The following is a 17,445-nucleotide window of genomic DNA, read 5'->3' as shown; positions in this document are numbered from 1 at the left end:
CGAGGAGCGAGACCAACCGTGTCCCCTCTCCCCAGCGCCGAGGCCGCCGACGGCGTCGCTGTTGTCGTCGACGTCGTATGTCTCGGCGAGTCGATGGTGACCTTCGTGCCGTCCCGTCCGGGCCGGCTGTCGGATGTCCCCTCGTTCGCCCGGGGCATCGGCGGCGCCGAGTCCAATGTCGCCTGTGGCCTGGCCCGCGCCGGGCACAGCGCGCGCTGGATCAGCCGAGTGGGTACGGACGGCTTCGGCGAGCACCTGGTACGGGAGATCGCGGCCACCGGTGTGGACACGGCGTACGTCCAGCGCGATCCGCGCCGCCCCACCGGGATCTACTTCCGTACGGCGGGGGAGCGTGCCGTCGGCTCCGAGACGGTTGACGGGGACGGCGGCGGCGCCGTCTCGGAACCGCTCGCCGAGGTGCTCTACTACCGGGCCGGATCCGCCGCCGCGGCCATGTCCCCCGCGCTCATCCCCCGGGAGCGGGCCTGGTCCGGCCGGGTGCTCCATCTGACCGGGATCACCCCGGCCCTCTCCGGCGACTGCCGGGCGCTGATGCGCGAGCTGACCGCCCGCGCCCCGGGCCGTCCCCTCGTCTCCTTCGACCTCAACTACCGGGTCTCGCTCTGGCAGAGGAACGAGGAAGAGGGGGCCGACGGCGAGAGCGGCCCCGCCGTCCTGCTCGACCTCGCCCGCCGCTGCGACGTCGTCTTCGTCGGCGAGGACGAGGCCGAGGCGGTCTGGGGAGTGCGCGGCCCGGAGGCCATACGGGCCGCGCTGCCCGAGCCGGAGGTGCTGGTCGTCAAGCAGGGCGGCGCGGGGGCCACCGCCTACGCCCGCCGCCCGGACGAGGGCACCGGCACGGGCACGGACATCGTCACCTTCGAACCCGCCCCGCGCGTCGACGTCGTCGCCCCCGTCGGCGCGGGTGACGCCTTCGCCGCCGGTTTCCTCTCCGGCACCCTGCGCGGACTGCCCGTCGCCGAACGGCTGCGCCACGGCCACCTCATGGCCGCCGCCGCCCTCACCGTCCCCGGCGACCTCGGCAGCCCGCCCTCCCGTGAGCACGCCGACCACCTGGTGGCACTCGATGCCGCGCGGTGGGGCACACTGCGATTCGGCCCCGGCTGGACAGATCTGCCGAGTCCCGCCGAAAAGTGGGCCGAGACCGCAGCGGTGGAGGTACCCGACTCATGAGCCAGACCGTCGACCGAGCGCTGAGCATCCTGCCGCTGCTGGCGGAGGGGCCGGCCAATCTGGAGCAGGTCGCCACGCGGCTGGGCGTGCACAAGTCGACCGCGCTGCGGCTGCTGCGCACCCTCCATGAGCACGGCATGGTCTACCGCCAGCAGGACCAGCGCTACCGCCTCGGCGCCCGCCTCTTCGCGCTCGCGCAGGAGGCGGTAGAGAACCTCGACGTCCGCGAGATCGCCCACCCCCATCTGGTGGCGCTCAACGAACGGTGCGGGCACACCGTCCACCTCGCGGTGTACGAGGAGAACGAGGTGCTCTACATCGACAAGGTGGAGAGCCGCTACCCGGTGCGGATGTACTCGCGGATCGGCAAGCCCGTGGCCATCACCGTGGCCGCCGTGGCCAAGCTGCTGCTGGCCGATCTGCCCGAGGCCGAGCGGCGGACCCTGGCCGAGCGGCTCAGCTACCCCGCGTACACGTCCCGTTCGACGCCGAACGCCGCCGCGTTCCTCAAGGAACTGGCGACCGTGCGCGACCAGGGCTGGGCCACCGACTTCGGCGGCCACGAGGAGTCGATCAACTGCGTCGGGGCACCGATCCGGGGAGCGGACGGACGGGTCGTCGCCGCCTGCTCGGTGTCGGCGCCGAACGTCGTCGTCAGCGCCGAGGAACTCCTCTCCCTGCTGCCGCTGGTGCGCCGCACGGCGGAGGAGATCAGCCGGGAGTACTCGGGCGGCGCCCCGGTGTCCCACGCCTCGCAGAACCCCTCCCAAGTAACAGCGGAAACACCCGATAAGAAAGCCGAGGAGACCTCCTCATGACCGAGAAGATCCAGAAGACCGCGATCACCCCGGCCACGCACACCGCCCCGCCCGCCAAGTTCTCCCACGGCGTGAAGAAGGGCAACATCCTCCAGGTCGCCGGTCAGGTCGGCTTCGGCCCCGCCGTCCCGGGCCAGGCCCCCACCCCCGTCGGGCCGACCCTGCGCGAGCAGACCCTCCAGACCCTGCGCAATGTGCAGTCCGTGCTGGAGGAGGGCGGCGCGAGCTGGGAGGACGTGGTGATGGTGCGGATCTACCTCACCGACACCGGCCACTTCGCCGAACTCAACGAGATCTACAACGAGTTCTTCGCCGACCTCAAGGAGGCCCCGGCCGCCCGTACGACGGTCTACGTCGGCCTCCCGGCCGGTCTGCTCGTCGAGATCGACGCCCTCGCCGTCCTGGGCTGACCCCGAAAGCCCCGCGGCGGGCGGGAGCACCTCCCGCCCGCCGCGGGTTCCACCCCTGACTCGTCCTCACCGTCCCCGTCGCCGGAAGCTCGAGCCCTGATCACCCGCACCCAGGTTTTCCCAGCGCGCGGCCCCCCGCCGTGCGGCGATACCCCCTACCCACATCCCGGAGTTCCCCATGCTGCTCGCGGCCGCTCCCGCTGCCGAGACCCCACCGCACACCGGTGGTCTGCTCGCCCTCATCCACGGCACCGCCGGTCTGCTGACCGTCGCCGCCCTCGGCATCGCCCTTCTGCTCTACCTGATCATCAAGGTCCGGCTGCAGCCCTTCGTGGCGCTGCTCGGCGTCTCCATCGCGGTCGGTCTGGCCGCCGGTCTCTCGGTCACCGAACTCTTCGGCACGGTCCAGAAGTCCGACGCCGTCTCGCTCATCGAATCCGGTATGGGCGGCATCCTCGGCCACATAGCCATCATCATCGGCCTGGGCACCATGCTCGGCGCGATCCTCGAGGTCTCCGGCGGCGCGGAGGCGCTCAGCGCCCGGCTGCTCGCCCTCTTCGGGGAGAAGCGGGCGCCGCTCGCGATGGGGCTCACCGGCCTGATCTTCGGCATACCCGTCTTCTTCGACGTCGGCATCTTCGTCCTCGCGCCGATCGTCTACGCGGCCGCCAAGCGCAGCGGCAAGTCGATCCTGCTGTACGCGATGCCGCTGCTCGCGGGCCTGTCCATGACCCACGCCTTCCTGCCGCCGCACCCCGGCCCGGTGGCCGCGGCCGGACTGCTCCACGTCGACCTGGGCTGGGTCATCCTGATGGGCGTCATCGTGGGCATCCCGTCGGTGCTGGCCGCGTGGGGCTACGCCGCCTGGATCGGCAAGCGCATCTTCGTGCCCGTACCGCAGGACATGGTCGAGGCGGCCGAGGAGTCCCGGGAGGCGGTCGCGGCCCAGCAGCGCGCCTCCGGCGCCACCCCGGCCGAGCAGCCGGTCTCGGTGGCCACGGTGCTCGCGATCATCGGTACCCCGCTCGTGCTGATCCTCTGCGCCACGTTCTCCTCCGTGGCGCTGGACCCGAGCACCGGCCGCTCGGTCATCGAATTCTTCGGCCACCCCTTCGTGGCGCTGACGATCGCCCTGCTCCTCGCCTACTACCTGCTGGGCATCCGGCGCGGCTGGTCCCGCAAGTCCCTGGAGACCGTCTCCACCGCCTCCCTCAAGCCCGTGGGCAACATCCTCCTGGTGGTCGGCGCGGGCGGCGTCTTCGGCGCGGTCCTCAAGGGCAGCGGTGTCGCCCAGGCCCTGGCCGACGCCTTCGACAGCGCGGGCCTGCCGGTCATCGTGCTGGCCTGGCTGATCTCGGTGGTGCTCCGGGTGGCCCAGGGCTCGGCGACGGTCGCGATCGTCACGACGGCGGGCATCGTCACCCCGATGCTCTCCGAGGGCGACTACTCGCAGGCCCATCTGGCGCTGGTCATCATGTCCATCTCGGCGGGCTCGATCTTCGCCTCGCATGTGAACGACGGCGGCTTCTGGATGGTGGCGAAGTACTTCGGCATCACCGAGAGCGACACGCTGAAGTCCTGGACGGTGCTGGAGACGGTGCTGTCGGTGGCCGGTTTCGTGGTGGCGGCCCTGCTGAGCATCGTCATCTAGCGGACTGCGCCCCGCATGGCGACGGCCCCCGAATCCCGGCGGAAACCGCCGGGATTCGGGGGCCGTCGCCTCTAGATTGTTCTACATACATTCAACTCTCCATCCCTTTGTTCGGCATGATCAATCCATAGGGTCCTTGAGGCATTTGAAGGAAGGGACCCATGGAAGAACTCCGCGCAATCCGGGCTCGCGGTGTCACGAAGAGCTTCGGTGATGTCGTCGCCCTGGACGGCATCGATCTCGATGTAACGCAGGGTCAGATCCACGGCCTGGTCGGACCGAACGGCGCCGGAAAGACGACGTTGCTCGGCCTTCTGCTGGGGCTCGCGGTGCCCGACGGCGGTCGCCTGGACGTCCTGGGTGCACCGGTCGAGCGGGCACTCGACGCTCCCGACGGTGTCGCCGGCTTCGTGGACGGCCCCGCCCTCTACCCCTCGCTCACCGCACGGCAGAACCTCGCCGCGCTGGCCGCGCTCCGCGGCCACGACGCGCGCACGGCGGGGATCGACGACGTACTCGCCGAGGTCGGTCTCACCGACGTCGCCGACGACCGTACCCGCGGCTTCTCCCTCGGCATGCGCCAGCGCCTCGGGCTCGCCGCCGCCCTGCTGACCAAGCCCCGGCTGCTCGTGCTCGACGAACCGTCCAACGGCCTCGACCCGGCGGGCAAGAAGCACGTGCACGGTGTCCTGGGCCGGCTCGCGGCCGACGGAACCGCCGTCGTGCTCTCCAGCCACAACATGGACGACCTCGAGGCGCTGTGCTCCGAGGTGACCATCCTCGCCGCCGGACGCGTCGTCTTCTCCGGCCCGCTGTCCAAGCTGGCCACCGAGAACCGTGAACTCGATTACCGGCTCCTCACCTCCGACCCGCGGGCCGCGCGCCGGCTGGCGGACGACGCGCCGGGGATCCAGGTCGTCGACGACGCCGGGGTACGGCAGGATGCCGAACCGCTCGTCGTACGCGCCCTGGTGCCCGCCCTCGACCAACTCGTGGTGCGGCTCGTGGAGGGGGGCGTCGCGCCGCGCGAGCTCACTCCCGTGGTGTCGCCGCTCGAAGCCGCGTTTCTCGCCCTCACCGAGCGGCAGGAGGCGGGCGGATGACCGCGACCCCCACGCAGCGCCGTCAACCGGAACCCGAGCAGGTGACCGGGGGCCGTCGCGTCCCCGTCACCCGCGCCTGTCGCTTCGAACTCGTCAAGCTCGTCTCCCAGTGGCGGATCCGCCTGCTGGTCCTCGCCTGCTGGATCGCCCCCGCCCTCTTCGTCACCGGGGTGAGCCAGCAGAGCACGCTTCCCGTCGACACCCTCTTCGGGCGCTGGATGCTCGCCTCCGGATGGGCCGCGCCGCTGGTGATGCTCGGTTTCGCGGGGACCTGGGCGCTCCCGCTGCTGACCTCAGTCGTGGCCGGTGATGTGTTCGCCTCCGAGGACCGGCTCGGCACCTGGCGCCACCTGCTCGTCGCGGTCCGCTCGCCCCGGCGGATCTTCGTGGCGAAGGCGGTGGCCAGTCTCGCCGTCCTGCTGCTGCTCGTGGCCGGGCTCGCGGTCTCCAGCGCCGTCGGCGGCCTCCTCGCGGTCGGCGACCAGCCGCTGGTCGGTCTCGACGGCCACCTCCTGGCACCGTCGGACGCCGCCATCTCGGTCCTGCTCTCCTGGGTCTCTGTCCTCGCCCCGACCCTGGCGCTCGCCGCACTCGGCCTCCTCGGGTCGGTCACGCTGGGACGGTCCCCGATGGGGCTGCTGGTGCCCGTGCTCGTCTCGCTCGCGATGGCGGTCGCCCAGATGCTGCCGCTCCCGGTGGCCGTGCGCGTCGCCCTGCCGAGCTACGCCCTCATCTCCTGGAACGGTCTGTTCACCAGCCCCCGGCAACTCGGCCCGCTGCTGATCGGCATCGTTGTCAGCCTCCTCTGGGCCGTGGTCGCGACGGCGCTGGCGTATGTGCTCTTCGTACGGCGCGACTTCACCGACCTGGCCCACGACGGCTCGGGCCGCCGCGCGATCACCGTCGGAGTCCTGCCGCTCGTCGGGGTGGCCGCCGCGTCGTTCGCGGTCGTCGCCGCGACGACCTCGGCGACGGGCTCCGGGATCGAGCAGGACAAGGTGCAGCGCTCGCTCGCCACGGCGTTCGCGCACCTGTACCGCATGCAGACCGACCAGCTCAACCGGCCCGCCGTCACCGAGGACCGGTTGAAGGCCACGGCGTCGTGCGACAAGGGAAGCACCAGGGTCGCGGCGGAAGGCCCGGGCAATGACTGGCGCTGCGTCGTGACCTGGCATCTTCCCGGCGTCGAGGCCACCGGACAAGCCATCTACCAACTCGATGTCACTCCGGACGGGCGGTTCATGGCCGATGGCGATGGACCGAAGGAAGTGAACGGCTACTTCCTGGTGCGGACCCCCGATGGGGACGCACCGAACCCGCTGTGGCAGTTCGACGGCAACGTCGAACTGCTCGACACCACCTCGAAGGGATAACCCTCAATGCAGGTAACTCGCCGCCGCAAACTCGTCGAGGAAGCTCGGATCAGCCTCATCAGCAGACGCATCGGCCGCCGGATACCGCTGTTGACGGCGGGCACCACCGCTGTCGCCCTCGTAGCCGCCGGCACGGCGCTCGGGCAGACCCAGCAGTTCGGCACGGACCAGGTCGGTCAGGTCACCAAGGATGGCCAGGTCGTCTCCAGCAACCAGTACATCGCCCCGTACGGCGACCGTCTTGTCATCAACCAGGGCAAGATCATGTCGTCCTCGGTCAGCCCGGACGGCACGCACATGGCTGCCTCGGTCACCGACGGTGGCGCGGCCCTGGCCATCGTGGACCTGAAGAACTGGAAGACGCAACAGCTCGTCAGCAACGCCGCGTCGTCGAACCCCCGCATCAGCGGCAACAACGTGGGCCAGGAAGGCCCGACGTACTCGCCCGACGGCAAGCAGCTGTGGCTGGGCCAGCCCGACGGCTACACCGTGTTCACCGTGAACGCGGACGGCGGCGTCTCCAGCCCGAGGACCGTCAGCATCCCGGCGCAGGGGTCCAAGCACGCCCTGGTGGGCGCGGCGGCGTTCTCGGCCGACGGCAAGACCGCGTACTCCGCGGTCAACGGCCAGAACCGGGTCGTCGCCATCGACGCCGCGACCGGGACCATCCAGCGGAGCTGGAACGTGGGCAACGCCCCGCGCGGCATGGTCGTCGTCGGCGACAAGCTCTACGTGAGCAACGAGGGCGGTCGCCCGGCCAAGCCCGGCGATCCCACGATCAACTCGTACGGCACGCAGGTACTCGCCGACCAGAAGACCGCCGCCACCACCAGCGGCACGGTCAGCGTCATCGACCTGGCGAACCAGGACGCCGCGGTCGCCGGCATCGAGGTCGGTCTGCACCCAACCGCCGTGTACGCCAAGAACGGCGCGGTGTTCGTCACCAACACCGCCGACAACAACGTGTCGGTCATCGACACGGCGAAGGACAAGGTCGTCCAGACCATCTCCACCCAGCCGTGGGCCAAGGCCAAGGTGGGCTACGAGCCCGACGCGGTGACCCTCACCGACGACGGCCATCTGCTGGTGACCCTCGGCCGCGCCAACGCCGTCGCCGTCTACAAGTACACCTCCGCGCAGGAGCCGGTCAGTTACGTCGGCCTGCTCCCCACGGACTACTTCCCCTCGGAGATCACCACCTCCGGCAACGAGGTGTACGTCTCCAACACCCGCGGCATCGACGCCCGCCGTAAGGCCACCGGCGGTCACGGCACCCACGACACGACGTCGAGCCTGCAGAAGTTCACGCTGCCCGACGACAGCGTGATCAGGTCCTACACCGGCAAGGTCTTCAAGCAGAACGGCTGGAACGGCGAGTCCCTCAAGAAGACCGACGGCACCCCGGCCAAGCCGGTGCCGGTCCCGGTCAAGCTCGGCGACCCCTCGACGATCAAGCACGTCTTCCTGCTCGTCAAGGAGAACCGGACCTACGACCAGGTCTTCGGTGACATGCCGCAGGGCAACGGTGACCCGTCGCTGACCGAGTTCGGCGAGAACGTCACGCCGAACCAGCACGCCCTGGCCAAGCAGTTCGGTCTGTTCGACAACACGTACGACATTGGCACCAACTCCGCCGAGGGCCACAACTGGCTGATGCAGTCGGACAACCCGGAGTACACCGAGTCCTCGGCCGGTGAGTACACCCGCAGCTACGACACCGAGGACGACGCCCTCGGCCACCAGAAGACCGGCTTCATCTGGACCGGTGCGCAGGCGGCCCGAAAGTCCGTCCGGAACTTCGGTGAGTTCCAGCAGTTCCTGACCAAGCCGTCGGGCGCCAGCTGGCAGAACCTGTACTGCGACAGCAAGAACATGGCGGCGACCGGTCAGGACACCGACTACCCGCTGAACTCGACCTCGCCGATCCCTTCGCTCAACGACGTGTCGGTGCACGGCTTCCCGAAGTTCGACACCAGCGTCCCGGACATCTACCGGGCACAGATCTGGAAGAAGGACTTCGAGAAGAACGGTCCGGCGAACCTGAACATGTTCTGGCTCTCCAGCGACCACACCGGTGGCCCGGTGAGCCCTGCCTCCCAGGTCGCCGACAACGACCTCGCCGTGGGCCAGATCGTCGACAAGATCTCGCACAGCAAGTACTGGAAGGACTCGGCGATCTTCGTCGTCGAGGACGACTCCCAGGCGGGTCTCGACCACGTCGACGGCCACCGTGCCCCGGTCCAGATCATCAGCCCCTGGGCCAGGCACTCCACGGTGGACAGCCACTACTACTCGCAGATCAATATGATCCGGACCATCGAGCAGATCCTCGGGATCCAGCCGATGAACCAGAAGGACACCGCGGCCACCCCGATGGCCTCGGCGTTCACCCAACGCCCGGACTTCACGCCGTTCAAGGCGCTGCCCAACCGGACCTCGCTGACCGACGGTGTGAAGACCGCGCCGTCCTGTGGTCTGGACACCCCCGCGGCGCAGAGCCTGAAGGCAGCGGCCGTGCCGTCGGCCTCGGTGCCGGCGGACATGAAGGATGTCGCCGCCGAATGGGACCAGTGGAAGTCGAAGCAGCGGCTGACCGGTCCCCACGCCGTTCCGGACTACGCTCCCCCCGCCCAGATGAACCACCTCACCTGGTACGAGACACACAACTGGGCGAAGCCCTACCCGGGTGAGAAGAAGATCTACGCTCCTCAGGACGTGCCGGGGGCCTACATCCCGTCGGCGGAGAACGACGGCTGACGCGGGCTCTCACGTATCGGGTGGCCCCTGGCCGGCATCGTCGCCGGTCAGGGGCCACCTACGTGGTGGCCCGCACCCTCTGCGACGAGGCCGGCGCCGCGCCTGGCCGTAGCGGGACCGCCGGGTACCCGTCCCGTGGCCTGTGCCGACTATCTCTCCACCTGGGTCACGAAAATCTGTCCTGGCTGGAGTAGACATTGGGCGGTGGCTTGGTTATGGTTTCTCTCGTAGCCAGAGAGACAGCAGGGCCCGGAGACACGAACTGCCGGGCAGCGTCAACCGCAGTTGCAGTACGCAGGACGGTGCGGCGGTGGAGTTTCGAAGCCACGGTTGTTGCAGGACGGCGACGGGACTGGCGGCCGGACCAGGTGGCCCGCAGTGATCAGGGGCCGCCGCGAGCAGTACCGCAGTTCACGCAGTAGCAGTACTCAGCAGTGAAGTTAAGTGAGCAGCACCTCGGTGAAGGCGTCGGCTGCGGACGCGCGCACCGGGAGGTTCGGCAGCGGGGTTCTAAGCCAGAGCAAACGCAGGACGGGCAACGGGGCTGGCTGCCGAAGAGTGGTGCTGTGACAGGCCACCGAGCAATGCGCAGGACAGTAGTAGGCAAGTGATTGATCCCAGAGGGAAGAACGGAGGAGCCAGGCGCCATCAGGATCGCCCGGGCGGAGTCTTGAGCCCGGGTACCGCAGGACATCGATAGTGAGGTGGTCTCCGGTCAAGCAACCGCGATCCCCGCAGCCCCGACGACTTCCAGGTCGGGTCAGCGGACACAGAAGGCCGGCGCAGTACCAGGGCCGGCAGATGGTGTAGCAGTTCCTTCGGGGCCCGGGTGCCATATGGCACCCGGGCCCCTCCACCCGTTCCACAGAGAGGTGCAAATGACAGCAGGCGAATCGTTCGACCGTCTCGACGACGACGACTATCCCGCCTACACGATGGGCCGGGCCGCCGAAATGCTCGGCACCACGCAGGGCTTTCTCCGCGCCGTCGGCGAAGCCCGCCTCATCACCCCGCTGCGTTCCGAGGGCGGCCACCGCCGCTACTCCCGCTACCAGCTGCGCATCGCCGCCCGCGCCCGGGAGCTCGTCGACCAGGGCACCCCCATCGAGGCCGCCTGCCGCATCGTCATCCTCGAAGACCAGCTCGAAGAAGCCCAGCGCATCAACGCCGAATACCGCCACGCCGCCGCTTCAGAGAACCCGACGACCGCAGGCTGAGGTGGCCCAGTCCCGCCTGCGCGCGGAGCATACCGCGGGCCGGCCCCCGGGCGGAGGAGGGCGCCGCCGCAGTAGTCGCGCCCACCGAGCCGTATGTGACGACCGCTCTTGCTGGAACACTGTGTCGCGTGTGGGTCAATATCTATTGCCGCGAGACGAGGGTTAAATATGTCGCGCGGACAGCGTGTTTATCGCAGCGAACGGATTTGCTCCATCGGCCGTGCACGGGCCACTACCGCATGCTACTGTCGATCTCAGTTGCAGTTGTGGTTCCCAAAAACTTCAACGCTCACGCCAGCATTTAGCTGCGGGAAGCGTTTTGTATTTCCGGTTTTTCTCCGGTCGGGGCATCATCGCGGCGACCCGGTATCCGTGGATTGCGGGTGCCGGCGTACTGCCCCACAAGGAGATATGACATGGCGTCTGGCACTGTGAAGTGGTTCAACGCGGCCAAGGGCTTCGGCTTCATCGAGCAGGACGGTGGAGGTCCTGACGTGTTCGCCCACTTCTCGAACATCGCTGCCCAGGGCTTCCGCGAGTTGCTCGAAGGGCAGAAGGTCACCTTCGACATCGCCCCGGGCCAGAAGGGCCCGACGGCCGAGAACATCGTGCCCGCCTGACGCTGACGCGCACTTCGTAGCTGGGGCCCGCATCCCTCGGGGTGCGGGCCCCAGCTACGGGATTTCCCTCAGTGATGCCTCCTGTGGGACAGAAACGCGCCCAGCTCTTCTCCAGGGGGCACGCCCTCCCGGGCCGCACCCATCGACGTCCGGCATCTCACCCCGATATTACGTCACCCATTTCATCACCTGCGTCCCACAGCGGATTCACCGCATGGCGTCTTCGCTTTCGCATTTCATTTCGGCCCGTTCTCGTGATTCCCCGCGCTGCACTTCCGCTGCGGGAATTCCTTGATACGTGCCGTATCAAGGAAGGTTCTCAAATGAACCCCACACGTACGAACCACCGCACCTCCCGGACCCGCCGCACCAGCGGCCCCGCTTTCAACTCCGGCACCGGTTCGGGCCGGGGCAGTCGCTTCGGCTCGCCCGTCCCGAGCCGATCAGGGCGGCCGAGCCGCTCCGGTGGCCCGAGCCGCTCGGGTGGCCACGGTCGGCGGTCCGCCGCGGCCTCGGGCGAGTTCGCCCTGCCGAAGACGATCACTCCCGCGCTGCCCGCGGTCGAGGCTTTCGCCGACCTCGACATGCCCGCCCGGCTGCTGGCCGCGCTGACCGCGCAGGGCCTGAGCGTCCCGTTCCCGATCCAGGGTGCGACCCTGCCCAACACCCTCGCGGGCCGCGACGCCCTGGGACGCGGGCGCACCGGATCCGGCAAGACCCTCGCCTTCGGCCTGGCTCTGCTGGCCCGCACCGCCGGACAGCGCGCCGAGCCCCGCCAGCCGCTGGCCCTGGTCCTCGTCCCGACGCGTGAGCTGGCCCAGCAGGTGACCGACGCACTCACCCCCTACGCCCGCTCGGTGAAGCTGCGCCTGGCCACCGTCGTCGGCGGAATGTCGATCGGCAGGCAGGCGGGCGCGTTGCGGGGCGGCGCCGAAGTCGTCGTGGCCACGCCGGGCCGGCTCAAGGACCTCATCGACCGTGGTGACTGCCGGCTGAACCAGGTCGCGATCACCGTCCTGGACGAGGCCGACCAGATGGCCGACATGGGCTTCATGCCTCAGGTCACCGCGCTCCTGGACCAGGTGCGCCCCGAGGGCCAGCGGATGCTGTTCTCCGCCACCCTCGACCGCAACGTCGACCGCCTGGTCCGCCGCTACCTCACCGACCCCGTCGTCCACTCCGTCGACCCGTCGGCGGGCGCCGTCACCACGATGGAGCACCACGTGCTCCACGTGCAGGGCGCGGACAAGCACCGCACGACCATCGAGATCGCGGCCCGCGACGGCCGGGTGATCATGTTCCTGGACACCAAGCACGGCGTCGACCGGCTCACGCAGGACCTGCTGAACAGCGGAGTGCGGGCCGCCGCCCTGCACGGCGGCAAGTCGCAGCCCCAGCGCACCCGGACCCTGGCCCAGTTCAAGACGGGACACGTCACCGTGCTCGTGGCCACGAACGTCGCCGCCCGCGGTATCCACGTCGACGACCTCGACCTCGTCGTCAATATCGACCCGCCGACCGACCACAAGGACTACCTTCACCGCGGCGGCCGCACCGCGCGGGCCGGCGAGTCGGGCAGCGTCGTCACCCTGGTCACCCCCAACCAGCGCCGCGACATGACCCGCCTCATGACCGCCGCCGGCATTGTGCCCCAGACCACCCAGATCCGCCTCGGCGAAGAGGCCCTGAGTCAGATCACCGGCGCCCAGGCACCCTCCGGCATCCCCGTCACGATCACCGCGCCGGCGGCCGAGAAGCGCAAGCGCAGCGCATCCTCACGCGGCCGACGCGGCCCCGCCTCGGCTGCCCGACGCAGGACCGTACGACAGACCTCCTTCGACGCGGCGGCGGCCTAGAAACTCCGTGATCAGGAAACTGACCCACCACTGCCGGAGGCACCTTTTGACGCTGGTTCAGATGCAGCCCCGCTCGACGAACGTCTCCCCAGCACACCAGACTGCCGCGGATGCCATGGACGCGGGCGCACTGCAAGTCTGCGACGACATGACCATCGAAGTCGCCCTGTCCGTCATGGCCGGCGCCCGCACCGGGCACCTGTTCGTCTGCGACAACGACGGCCTGTGCACCCAACTGGTCACCCAGGCCCAGCTCACCGCGGTCCGTGACACCCCCGCGTACACGGACCGGGTCCAACTGCGCGACATCCTCGACGGCGGTGGGCCGTTCACCTCACCCGTGACCACGACCGCCGAAGCCGAGCACGCAGCCCTGGACCGCCGACTCGCCGCACTGCCGGTCGTCGAAGACCAGGACAGCGCACGGGGCGTCCTCGCCCGCTGAACCGCCTTACCGCGGTAGAACTATCCCCTTCTTCTCCCTGTGAGGCATCATGCGCTGTATCATCGCCCGCTTCCCGTTCGACCTCACCAAGAGCGGCGTTCTGGAATCCATGAAGGGCGTCAAGCCCGAACAGGTCATCGGTGAATCCGTGATCATCGGCCGCCGCACCTACCCGGTCAAGCAGGTCGGGCAGGTCATCACGCGCCAGGACCGCCGCGATTTCAGCGCCGGTGAAGTTCTCCGGGCCATGACCCAGCTCGGCTTCACCTGCCCCGGCCTCCGCCAGACCGCCGCGCCCAAGCGCGTCCCCAGCCCATTCCAGCAGGCTTCCGCGATGCTCGGCGCACCTGCCGCCGTCTGACCGACGAGGGGGTGCGAGCCGCCACCAGAACAACAGTGAGGGTCCGACCGACACGTGCCGGTCGGACCCTCGCCGCGTTGCCGCGCGGTCCGTTAACTCGCAGCGTCGTATCTCACTGGTCGGAGTAGCTGAAGTCGCCAACGGTCCAAGCGCTGACGTCATCGATCGCCACGCGGTACATCCCGCCTGTCTCCGGGATCCCCACCGTGCCCTGCAGAATCCGCGCCACATGGAAATGCAGATGCGTGGGCGTCTTCTCCTCACACGTCGTAGCGGTGAAGACAGAAGAGAATCTATTGAGACTGGCCGAGTCCGCCAGGACCTCGGATACCCGCTGCCGCCAGACAGCTTCGGGAGCCAGCCGACCCGTGATGACAGCACCACCGGCGACCACAGTCAGAGTCATCTGGTTGCTGTGCCCGGACTCCACCAAGGTCGCGACATCGACAAGCAGTTCGTCAGGCTTCGACATGAGAAGCGATTCTAATCAACGCCGCTCGGTCCGCCTGAGTGGTGGCGCTGGTGCGACATGCGAGATCGAACTGCGCAGACGAGGACGGCGCGAACCACACTGTTGGGTGGCTCAGGTGGTGGGGAACTTCCCGAGCTTGACGGCGGAGACGAACGCCGACCACGCGGACGGCCCGAATATGAGTGCCGGGCCGTGCGGGTATTTGCTGTCGCGGACGGGCACGGTGGTGTGGCCATGTGCTACTTCGAGGCATTCGCCCTGGGGCGTACTTCCTCCGCTGTAGCTGGACTTGTGCCACCCGGTGAGGGTGGACGCGTCTGAGACGGTGTGCTCACTGCTGACCATGTGCGTGTTCCTCCGCTGCCGCCTTGATGAGGGCCAGTGACTCCTGCTGTGACAACGCGTCGCTCAGGGCCAGAGAGTAGGCGGTCTGGCTGGCGGCCACCAGCGCAGGATCGTCCATCAAGTTGCCGGTGAGAAAGCCTTCGACGTAACCCACCGGAGCGGAGTCCGGGAAGCTCATGAGCGTGAGCAGACTTTCCAGGAGCGCATGCGCCCCCACGTCGTACGGCAGTACGTGCAGCCGGATTCGTCCCGCCTCGGCCATGTCCCCGATCCTGCGCAACTGCTCGGCCATGACCTGTGAGCCGCCGACGCGCCGCCGGATGACGGCCTCGTCGAGCAGCGTCCAGACGACGGGCTGAGCGGGTCCGTCGAGCATACGGCGGCGTTTAGTCCGGATGACAACCGCCTCGTCAAGTTCCTCGGCCGTGTAGTTCGGCCGATAGGCGCGGAAGAGAGCGCGCGCGTAGTCGTCGGTCTGAAGCACGCCCGGAACCAGCGACAGCGCGAACTGCTGGATCACTGTGGCTTGCTGCTCCAGTTCGGCCACGGCCGCGAAGTGGTCGGCGAACTTCGACTCCAGATCCTCCAGCCACCGCGCGAAGAACCCGTCCGTCCCCAGTGCCCGGTCGATCCGCGCCGCGTCGTCGGGCTTCGGCAACCGCCTGCCCGCCTCGAAATGGCTGATCAGCGTGGGCGAGCACACCACGCGCTCACTCAGCGCCTCCTGTGTCATGTCGGCCGCTGTGCGCCGGATCCTCAACTCCTCCCCGTACTTCTCCCTCGGGGTGCGTGGCCTCCGATCCATCTCCATGGCTGACTCCCTGAGTTGAAACCTGTGCTGTCAGACCCGCCCTCCTAGCAGCGTAGCCAGAATCACCTCCACTCTGTGAAGCAAACGCCACACAGCGTGAAGAGACGCAGGACCCTCGCGACCGGGGTGCACCGGCCCGAGGGCGTGGCCCACCAGCTGAACGGAGCTGATGAGCGTGATGACCGGGCTGCGCCTGCTGCCGTGGACCGACCCCGAGGGGAAGCCGTGTTATCTGGCGTCGGACGACGGGAACAGCCCGCTGAGCCGACGTGCGGACGCGATCGAGGCCGTACAGATGTCCATGGGGACCGAACTCCTCCGGCACGCCCGAGCACTGCTGGACGCCCCCAAGGCGGACAGACGAGAACTGCGCTACCTCGCGGACCGGTTGTGTGAGGCGCTGCGCGATGTGCTGCGGGTCGCCGAGAGCAGGGGCGCCCGCCTGCCCTCGTACGGCGAAGGCGACGATCCGGACGAGGGATCGTGAGGGGCGCCGTCCCGGCGGGGATACCGCCGGGACGGCGCCTGGCGTGCCATACGGACCCGGCTCAGGCGCAGTACTGCGCCTCCTTGCCGATCGAGCGGTACATGCAGTCCGCGTTCTCCACGAGTTGGAGCACCGCGTCGCGGTTGCGGCTGGTCTCGCGGTCGATGACCTCGTCGGGCGGGTAGAAGCCGCCGGCGCCGGAGGAGGTCGGGTACATCTCGAAGGTGTAGGCGAAGACCTTCTGGGTGCCCCACAGATAGTCGTCGATCGCGCCGTCGGTGATGTAGAGCTCGCTCGACTGCTCGGGGGTGTAGCCGTTGCTCGCGGCCATCTTCTTGCCGACCGCGGCGAAGGCGTCGTAGTCGTCCCGCGTCATGCCGGTGGTGGTTTCGTCGTACGTCCAGCCGAACGGCCACAGCACCAGTTCGCTGTAGGTGTGGAAGTCGATCGCGGCCTTGATCTGCTGCTTGCCGCCGACGACGCGGCTGCGGGCGAAGTCGGCGACGACCTTCACCTCGGGGGCGGAGGCGGCGCGGGGGCCGCGGTAGGTCTCCGAGCCGGGCGAGCCGGAGGAGCCGCCGCAGCAGCCCCACTTGAAGTCCCAGTTGCGGTTGAGGTCGGTGCCCACGGACGAGGAGCCGGAGTTGGGCTGGCGGTTCTTGCGCCAGCTGCGGTAGGAGCCGGTGGCGATGTCGTACTCGCCGCCGTCCGGGTTCACATCCGGGACGATCCAGATCTCCCGGCCGTTGACGGCATTGGTGATCCGGGAGTCGCTGCCGTAGCCCTCGGTGAACTGCCGCACCAGATAGAGCGCCATCTCCACCGTAAGGTGCTCACGGGCGTGCTGATGGGCGGTGAAGAGGACCTCGGGCTCGTTCTCGTCCGTGGCCACGTTGTCGCTGATCTTGAGGGCGACGATGTCGCGACCCTCGTACGACTTTCCGATGACGCGCTTGCTGAGGATCGACGGATACTTGGCCACCGCCGCGTTGATCTCGGCGTTCGCCTCGGCGTAGTTGTGGTACTTCGCATCGGCCGACGGGAAGTCGAACGGCTTGGCTGATCTGCCCTCGGCGCGGTCGGGCGGGCCCTGGAGCGCGGTGAGCCGGTAGCCGAGCGCGCGCACCCGCTTGGCCTGCGCCGGGTCGGCGGTGACGACCAGGGAGCGGGCGTCCACCTCGTCGATGGACACCCCGGTGGCGGCGACCGCGGAGCGGTCGGCTTTGGTGGCGGGGCCGGAGACCTCGTACTGCCGCACGCCCTGGTCGGCGGCGGCCTGGGCAGTGGGTGATGCGGTGCGGTCGGTGCCGGGCCGTGGAGCGGGATCGTCGGCCTGAGCTGCCATGGGTGCGGCGAGTGCGAGGGTGAGCAAGGCGGTGAGGGCGGTGGCCCGTCTACCGCTGATGCGACGTCGCATGACATCTCCTGGGGGGTAAGGGGCGAGCGACTGCTGCGCCAGTGTTCGGCCATGCGCATGACATGCGCAAGGGTGGGAAATGGTCGAAGCCGAAGGAATCTCTCATCG

17 protein-coding genes are annotated in these 17,445 nt (G+C 68.9%); 13 read left to right on the top strand and 4 right to left on the bottom strand.

Annotated elements, in window-relative coordinates:
- Nucleotides 1-18: 18 nt before the first annotated feature.
- The 12 genes from LIV37_RS19265 (at nt 19) to LIV37_RS19210 (ending at nt 13,805) form a co-directional block, all read left to right on the top strand.
- A complete protein-coding gene (locus LIV37_RS19265; protein ID WP_020868782.1) occupies nt 19-1,194 on the top strand; it encodes a sugar kinase in 1,176 nt (391 codons plus the stop codon).
- A complete protein-coding gene (locus LIV37_RS19260; protein ID WP_020868781.1) occupies nt 1,191-2,012 on the top strand; it encodes an IclR family transcriptional regulator in 822 nt (273 codons plus the stop codon). The genes LIV37_RS19265 and LIV37_RS19260 overlap by 4 nt, the downstream gene beginning before the upstream one ends.
- Entirely contained in the window at nt 2,009-2,422 is a 414-nt protein-coding gene (locus tag LIV37_RS19255) for a RidA family protein (protein WP_020868780.1), read from the top strand. Before LIV37_RS19260 ends, LIV37_RS19255 begins: the two co-directional genes overlap by 4 nt.
- A 178-nt stretch (nt 2,423-2,600) precedes the next feature.
- The gene (locus LIV37_RS19250) at nt 2,601-4,073 is read left to right on the top strand and encodes a GntP family permease (protein WP_020868779.1); all 1,473 of its coding nucleotides are present in this window, start codon (nt 2,601-2,603) and stop codon (nt 4,071-4,073) included.
- A 161-nt stretch (nt 4,074-4,234) separates the two neighbouring features.
- Nucleotides 4,235-5,176: an ABC transporter ATP-binding protein gene (locus tag LIV37_RS19245; RefSeq protein ID WP_020868778.1), complete on the top strand. Its 942-nt coding sequence runs from the start codon at nt 4,235-4,237 to the stop codon at nt 5,174-5,176.
- Entirely contained in the window at nt 5,173-6,549 is a 1,377-nt protein-coding gene (locus LIV37_RS19240) for an ABC transporter permease (protein WP_020868777.1), read from the top strand. The genes LIV37_RS19245 and LIV37_RS19240 overlap by 4 nt, the downstream gene beginning before the upstream one ends.
- 6 nt (nt 6,550-6,555) lie before the next feature.
- A complete protein-coding gene (locus LIV37_RS19235; RefSeq protein WP_020868776.1) occupies nt 6,556-9,306 on the top strand; it encodes a bifunctional YncE/alkaline phosphatase family protein in 2,751 nt (916 codons plus the stop codon).
- Between the two features lie 878 nt (nt 9,307-10,184).
- A complete protein-coding gene (locus LIV37_RS19230) occupies nt 10,185-10,523 on the top strand; it encodes a MerR family transcriptional regulator (protein ID WP_020868775.1) in 339 nt (112 codons plus the stop codon).
- A gap of 416 nt (nt 10,524-10,939) precedes the next feature.
- A complete protein-coding gene (locus LIV37_RS19225; protein ID WP_020868774.1) occupies nt 10,940-11,143 on the top strand; it encodes a cold-shock protein in 204 nt (67 codons plus the stop codon).
- Nucleotides 11,144-11,466: 323 nt separating this feature from the next.
- Nucleotides 11,467-12,999: a DEAD/DEAH box helicase gene (locus tag LIV37_RS19220; RefSeq protein ID WP_020868773.1), complete on the top strand. Its 1,533-nt coding sequence runs from the start codon at nt 11,467-11,469 to the stop codon at nt 12,997-12,999.
- Nucleotides 13,000-13,045: 46 nt separating this feature from the next.
- Nucleotides 13,046-13,444: a CBS domain-containing protein gene (locus LIV37_RS19215; RefSeq protein WP_121824753.1), complete on the top strand. Its 399-nt coding sequence runs from the start codon at nt 13,046-13,048 to the stop codon at nt 13,442-13,444.
- A 49-nt stretch (nt 13,445-13,493) separates the two neighbouring features.
- Entirely contained in the window at nt 13,494-13,805 is a 312-nt protein-coding gene (locus LIV37_RS19210) for an SCO5918 family protein (protein WP_020868771.1), read from the top strand.
- Between the two features lie 112 nt (nt 13,806-13,917).
- Here LIV37_RS19210 and LIV37_RS19205 read toward each other — a convergent pair whose 3' ends face one another.
- The 3 genes from LIV37_RS19205 to LIV37_RS19195 form a co-directional block, all read right to left on the bottom strand.
- On the bottom strand, nt 13,918-14,277 hold the full coding sequence (locus tag LIV37_RS19205) for a hypothetical protein (RefSeq protein ID WP_020868770.1): 360 nt from the start codon (nt 14,275-14,277) through the stop codon (nt 13,918-13,920).
- 111 nt (nt 14,278-14,388) lie between these two features.
- Nucleotides 14,389-14,622: a DUF397 domain-containing protein gene (locus LIV37_RS19200; protein ID WP_020868769.1), complete on the bottom strand. Its 234-nt coding sequence runs from the start codon at nt 14,620-14,622 to the stop codon at nt 14,389-14,391.
- On the bottom strand, nt 14,609-15,433 hold the full coding sequence (locus tag LIV37_RS19195) for a helix-turn-helix domain-containing protein (RefSeq protein WP_020868768.1): 825 nt from the start codon (nt 15,431-15,433) through the stop codon (nt 14,609-14,611). The genes LIV37_RS19200 and LIV37_RS19195 overlap by 14 nt, the downstream gene beginning before the upstream one ends.
- 169 nt (nt 15,434-15,602) lie before the next feature.
- Here LIV37_RS19195 and LIV37_RS19190 point away from each other — a divergent pair, with 169 nt between their 5' ends.
- Nucleotides 15,603-15,920, top strand: coding sequence for a hypothetical protein (locus LIV37_RS19190; protein WP_020868767.1), 318 nt, complete (start codon nt 15,603-15,605; stop codon nt 15,918-15,920).
- A gap of 61 nt (nt 15,921-15,981) precedes the next feature.
- On the opposite strand, the gene LIV37_RS19185 is transcribed toward LIV37_RS19190, so the two are convergent.
- Complete coding sequence (locus LIV37_RS19185; RefSeq protein WP_020868766.1) at nt 15,982-17,337, bottom strand: M14 family metallopeptidase; 1,356 nt, start codon at nt 17,335-17,337, stop codon at nt 15,982-15,984.
- Between the last annotated feature and the right edge of the window lie 108 nt (nt 17,338-17,445).

Origin of the sequence: Streptomyces rapamycinicus NRRL 5491 (genome assembly GCF_024298965.1) — a bacterium.
GTDB classification, from domain to species: domain Bacteria; phylum Actinomycetota; class Actinomycetes; order Streptomycetales; family Streptomycetaceae; genus Streptomyces; species Streptomyces rapamycinicus.
The sequence above is the reverse complement of the archived record's forward strand: the minus strand, read 5'-3'. Positions and strand labels throughout refer to the sequence as shown.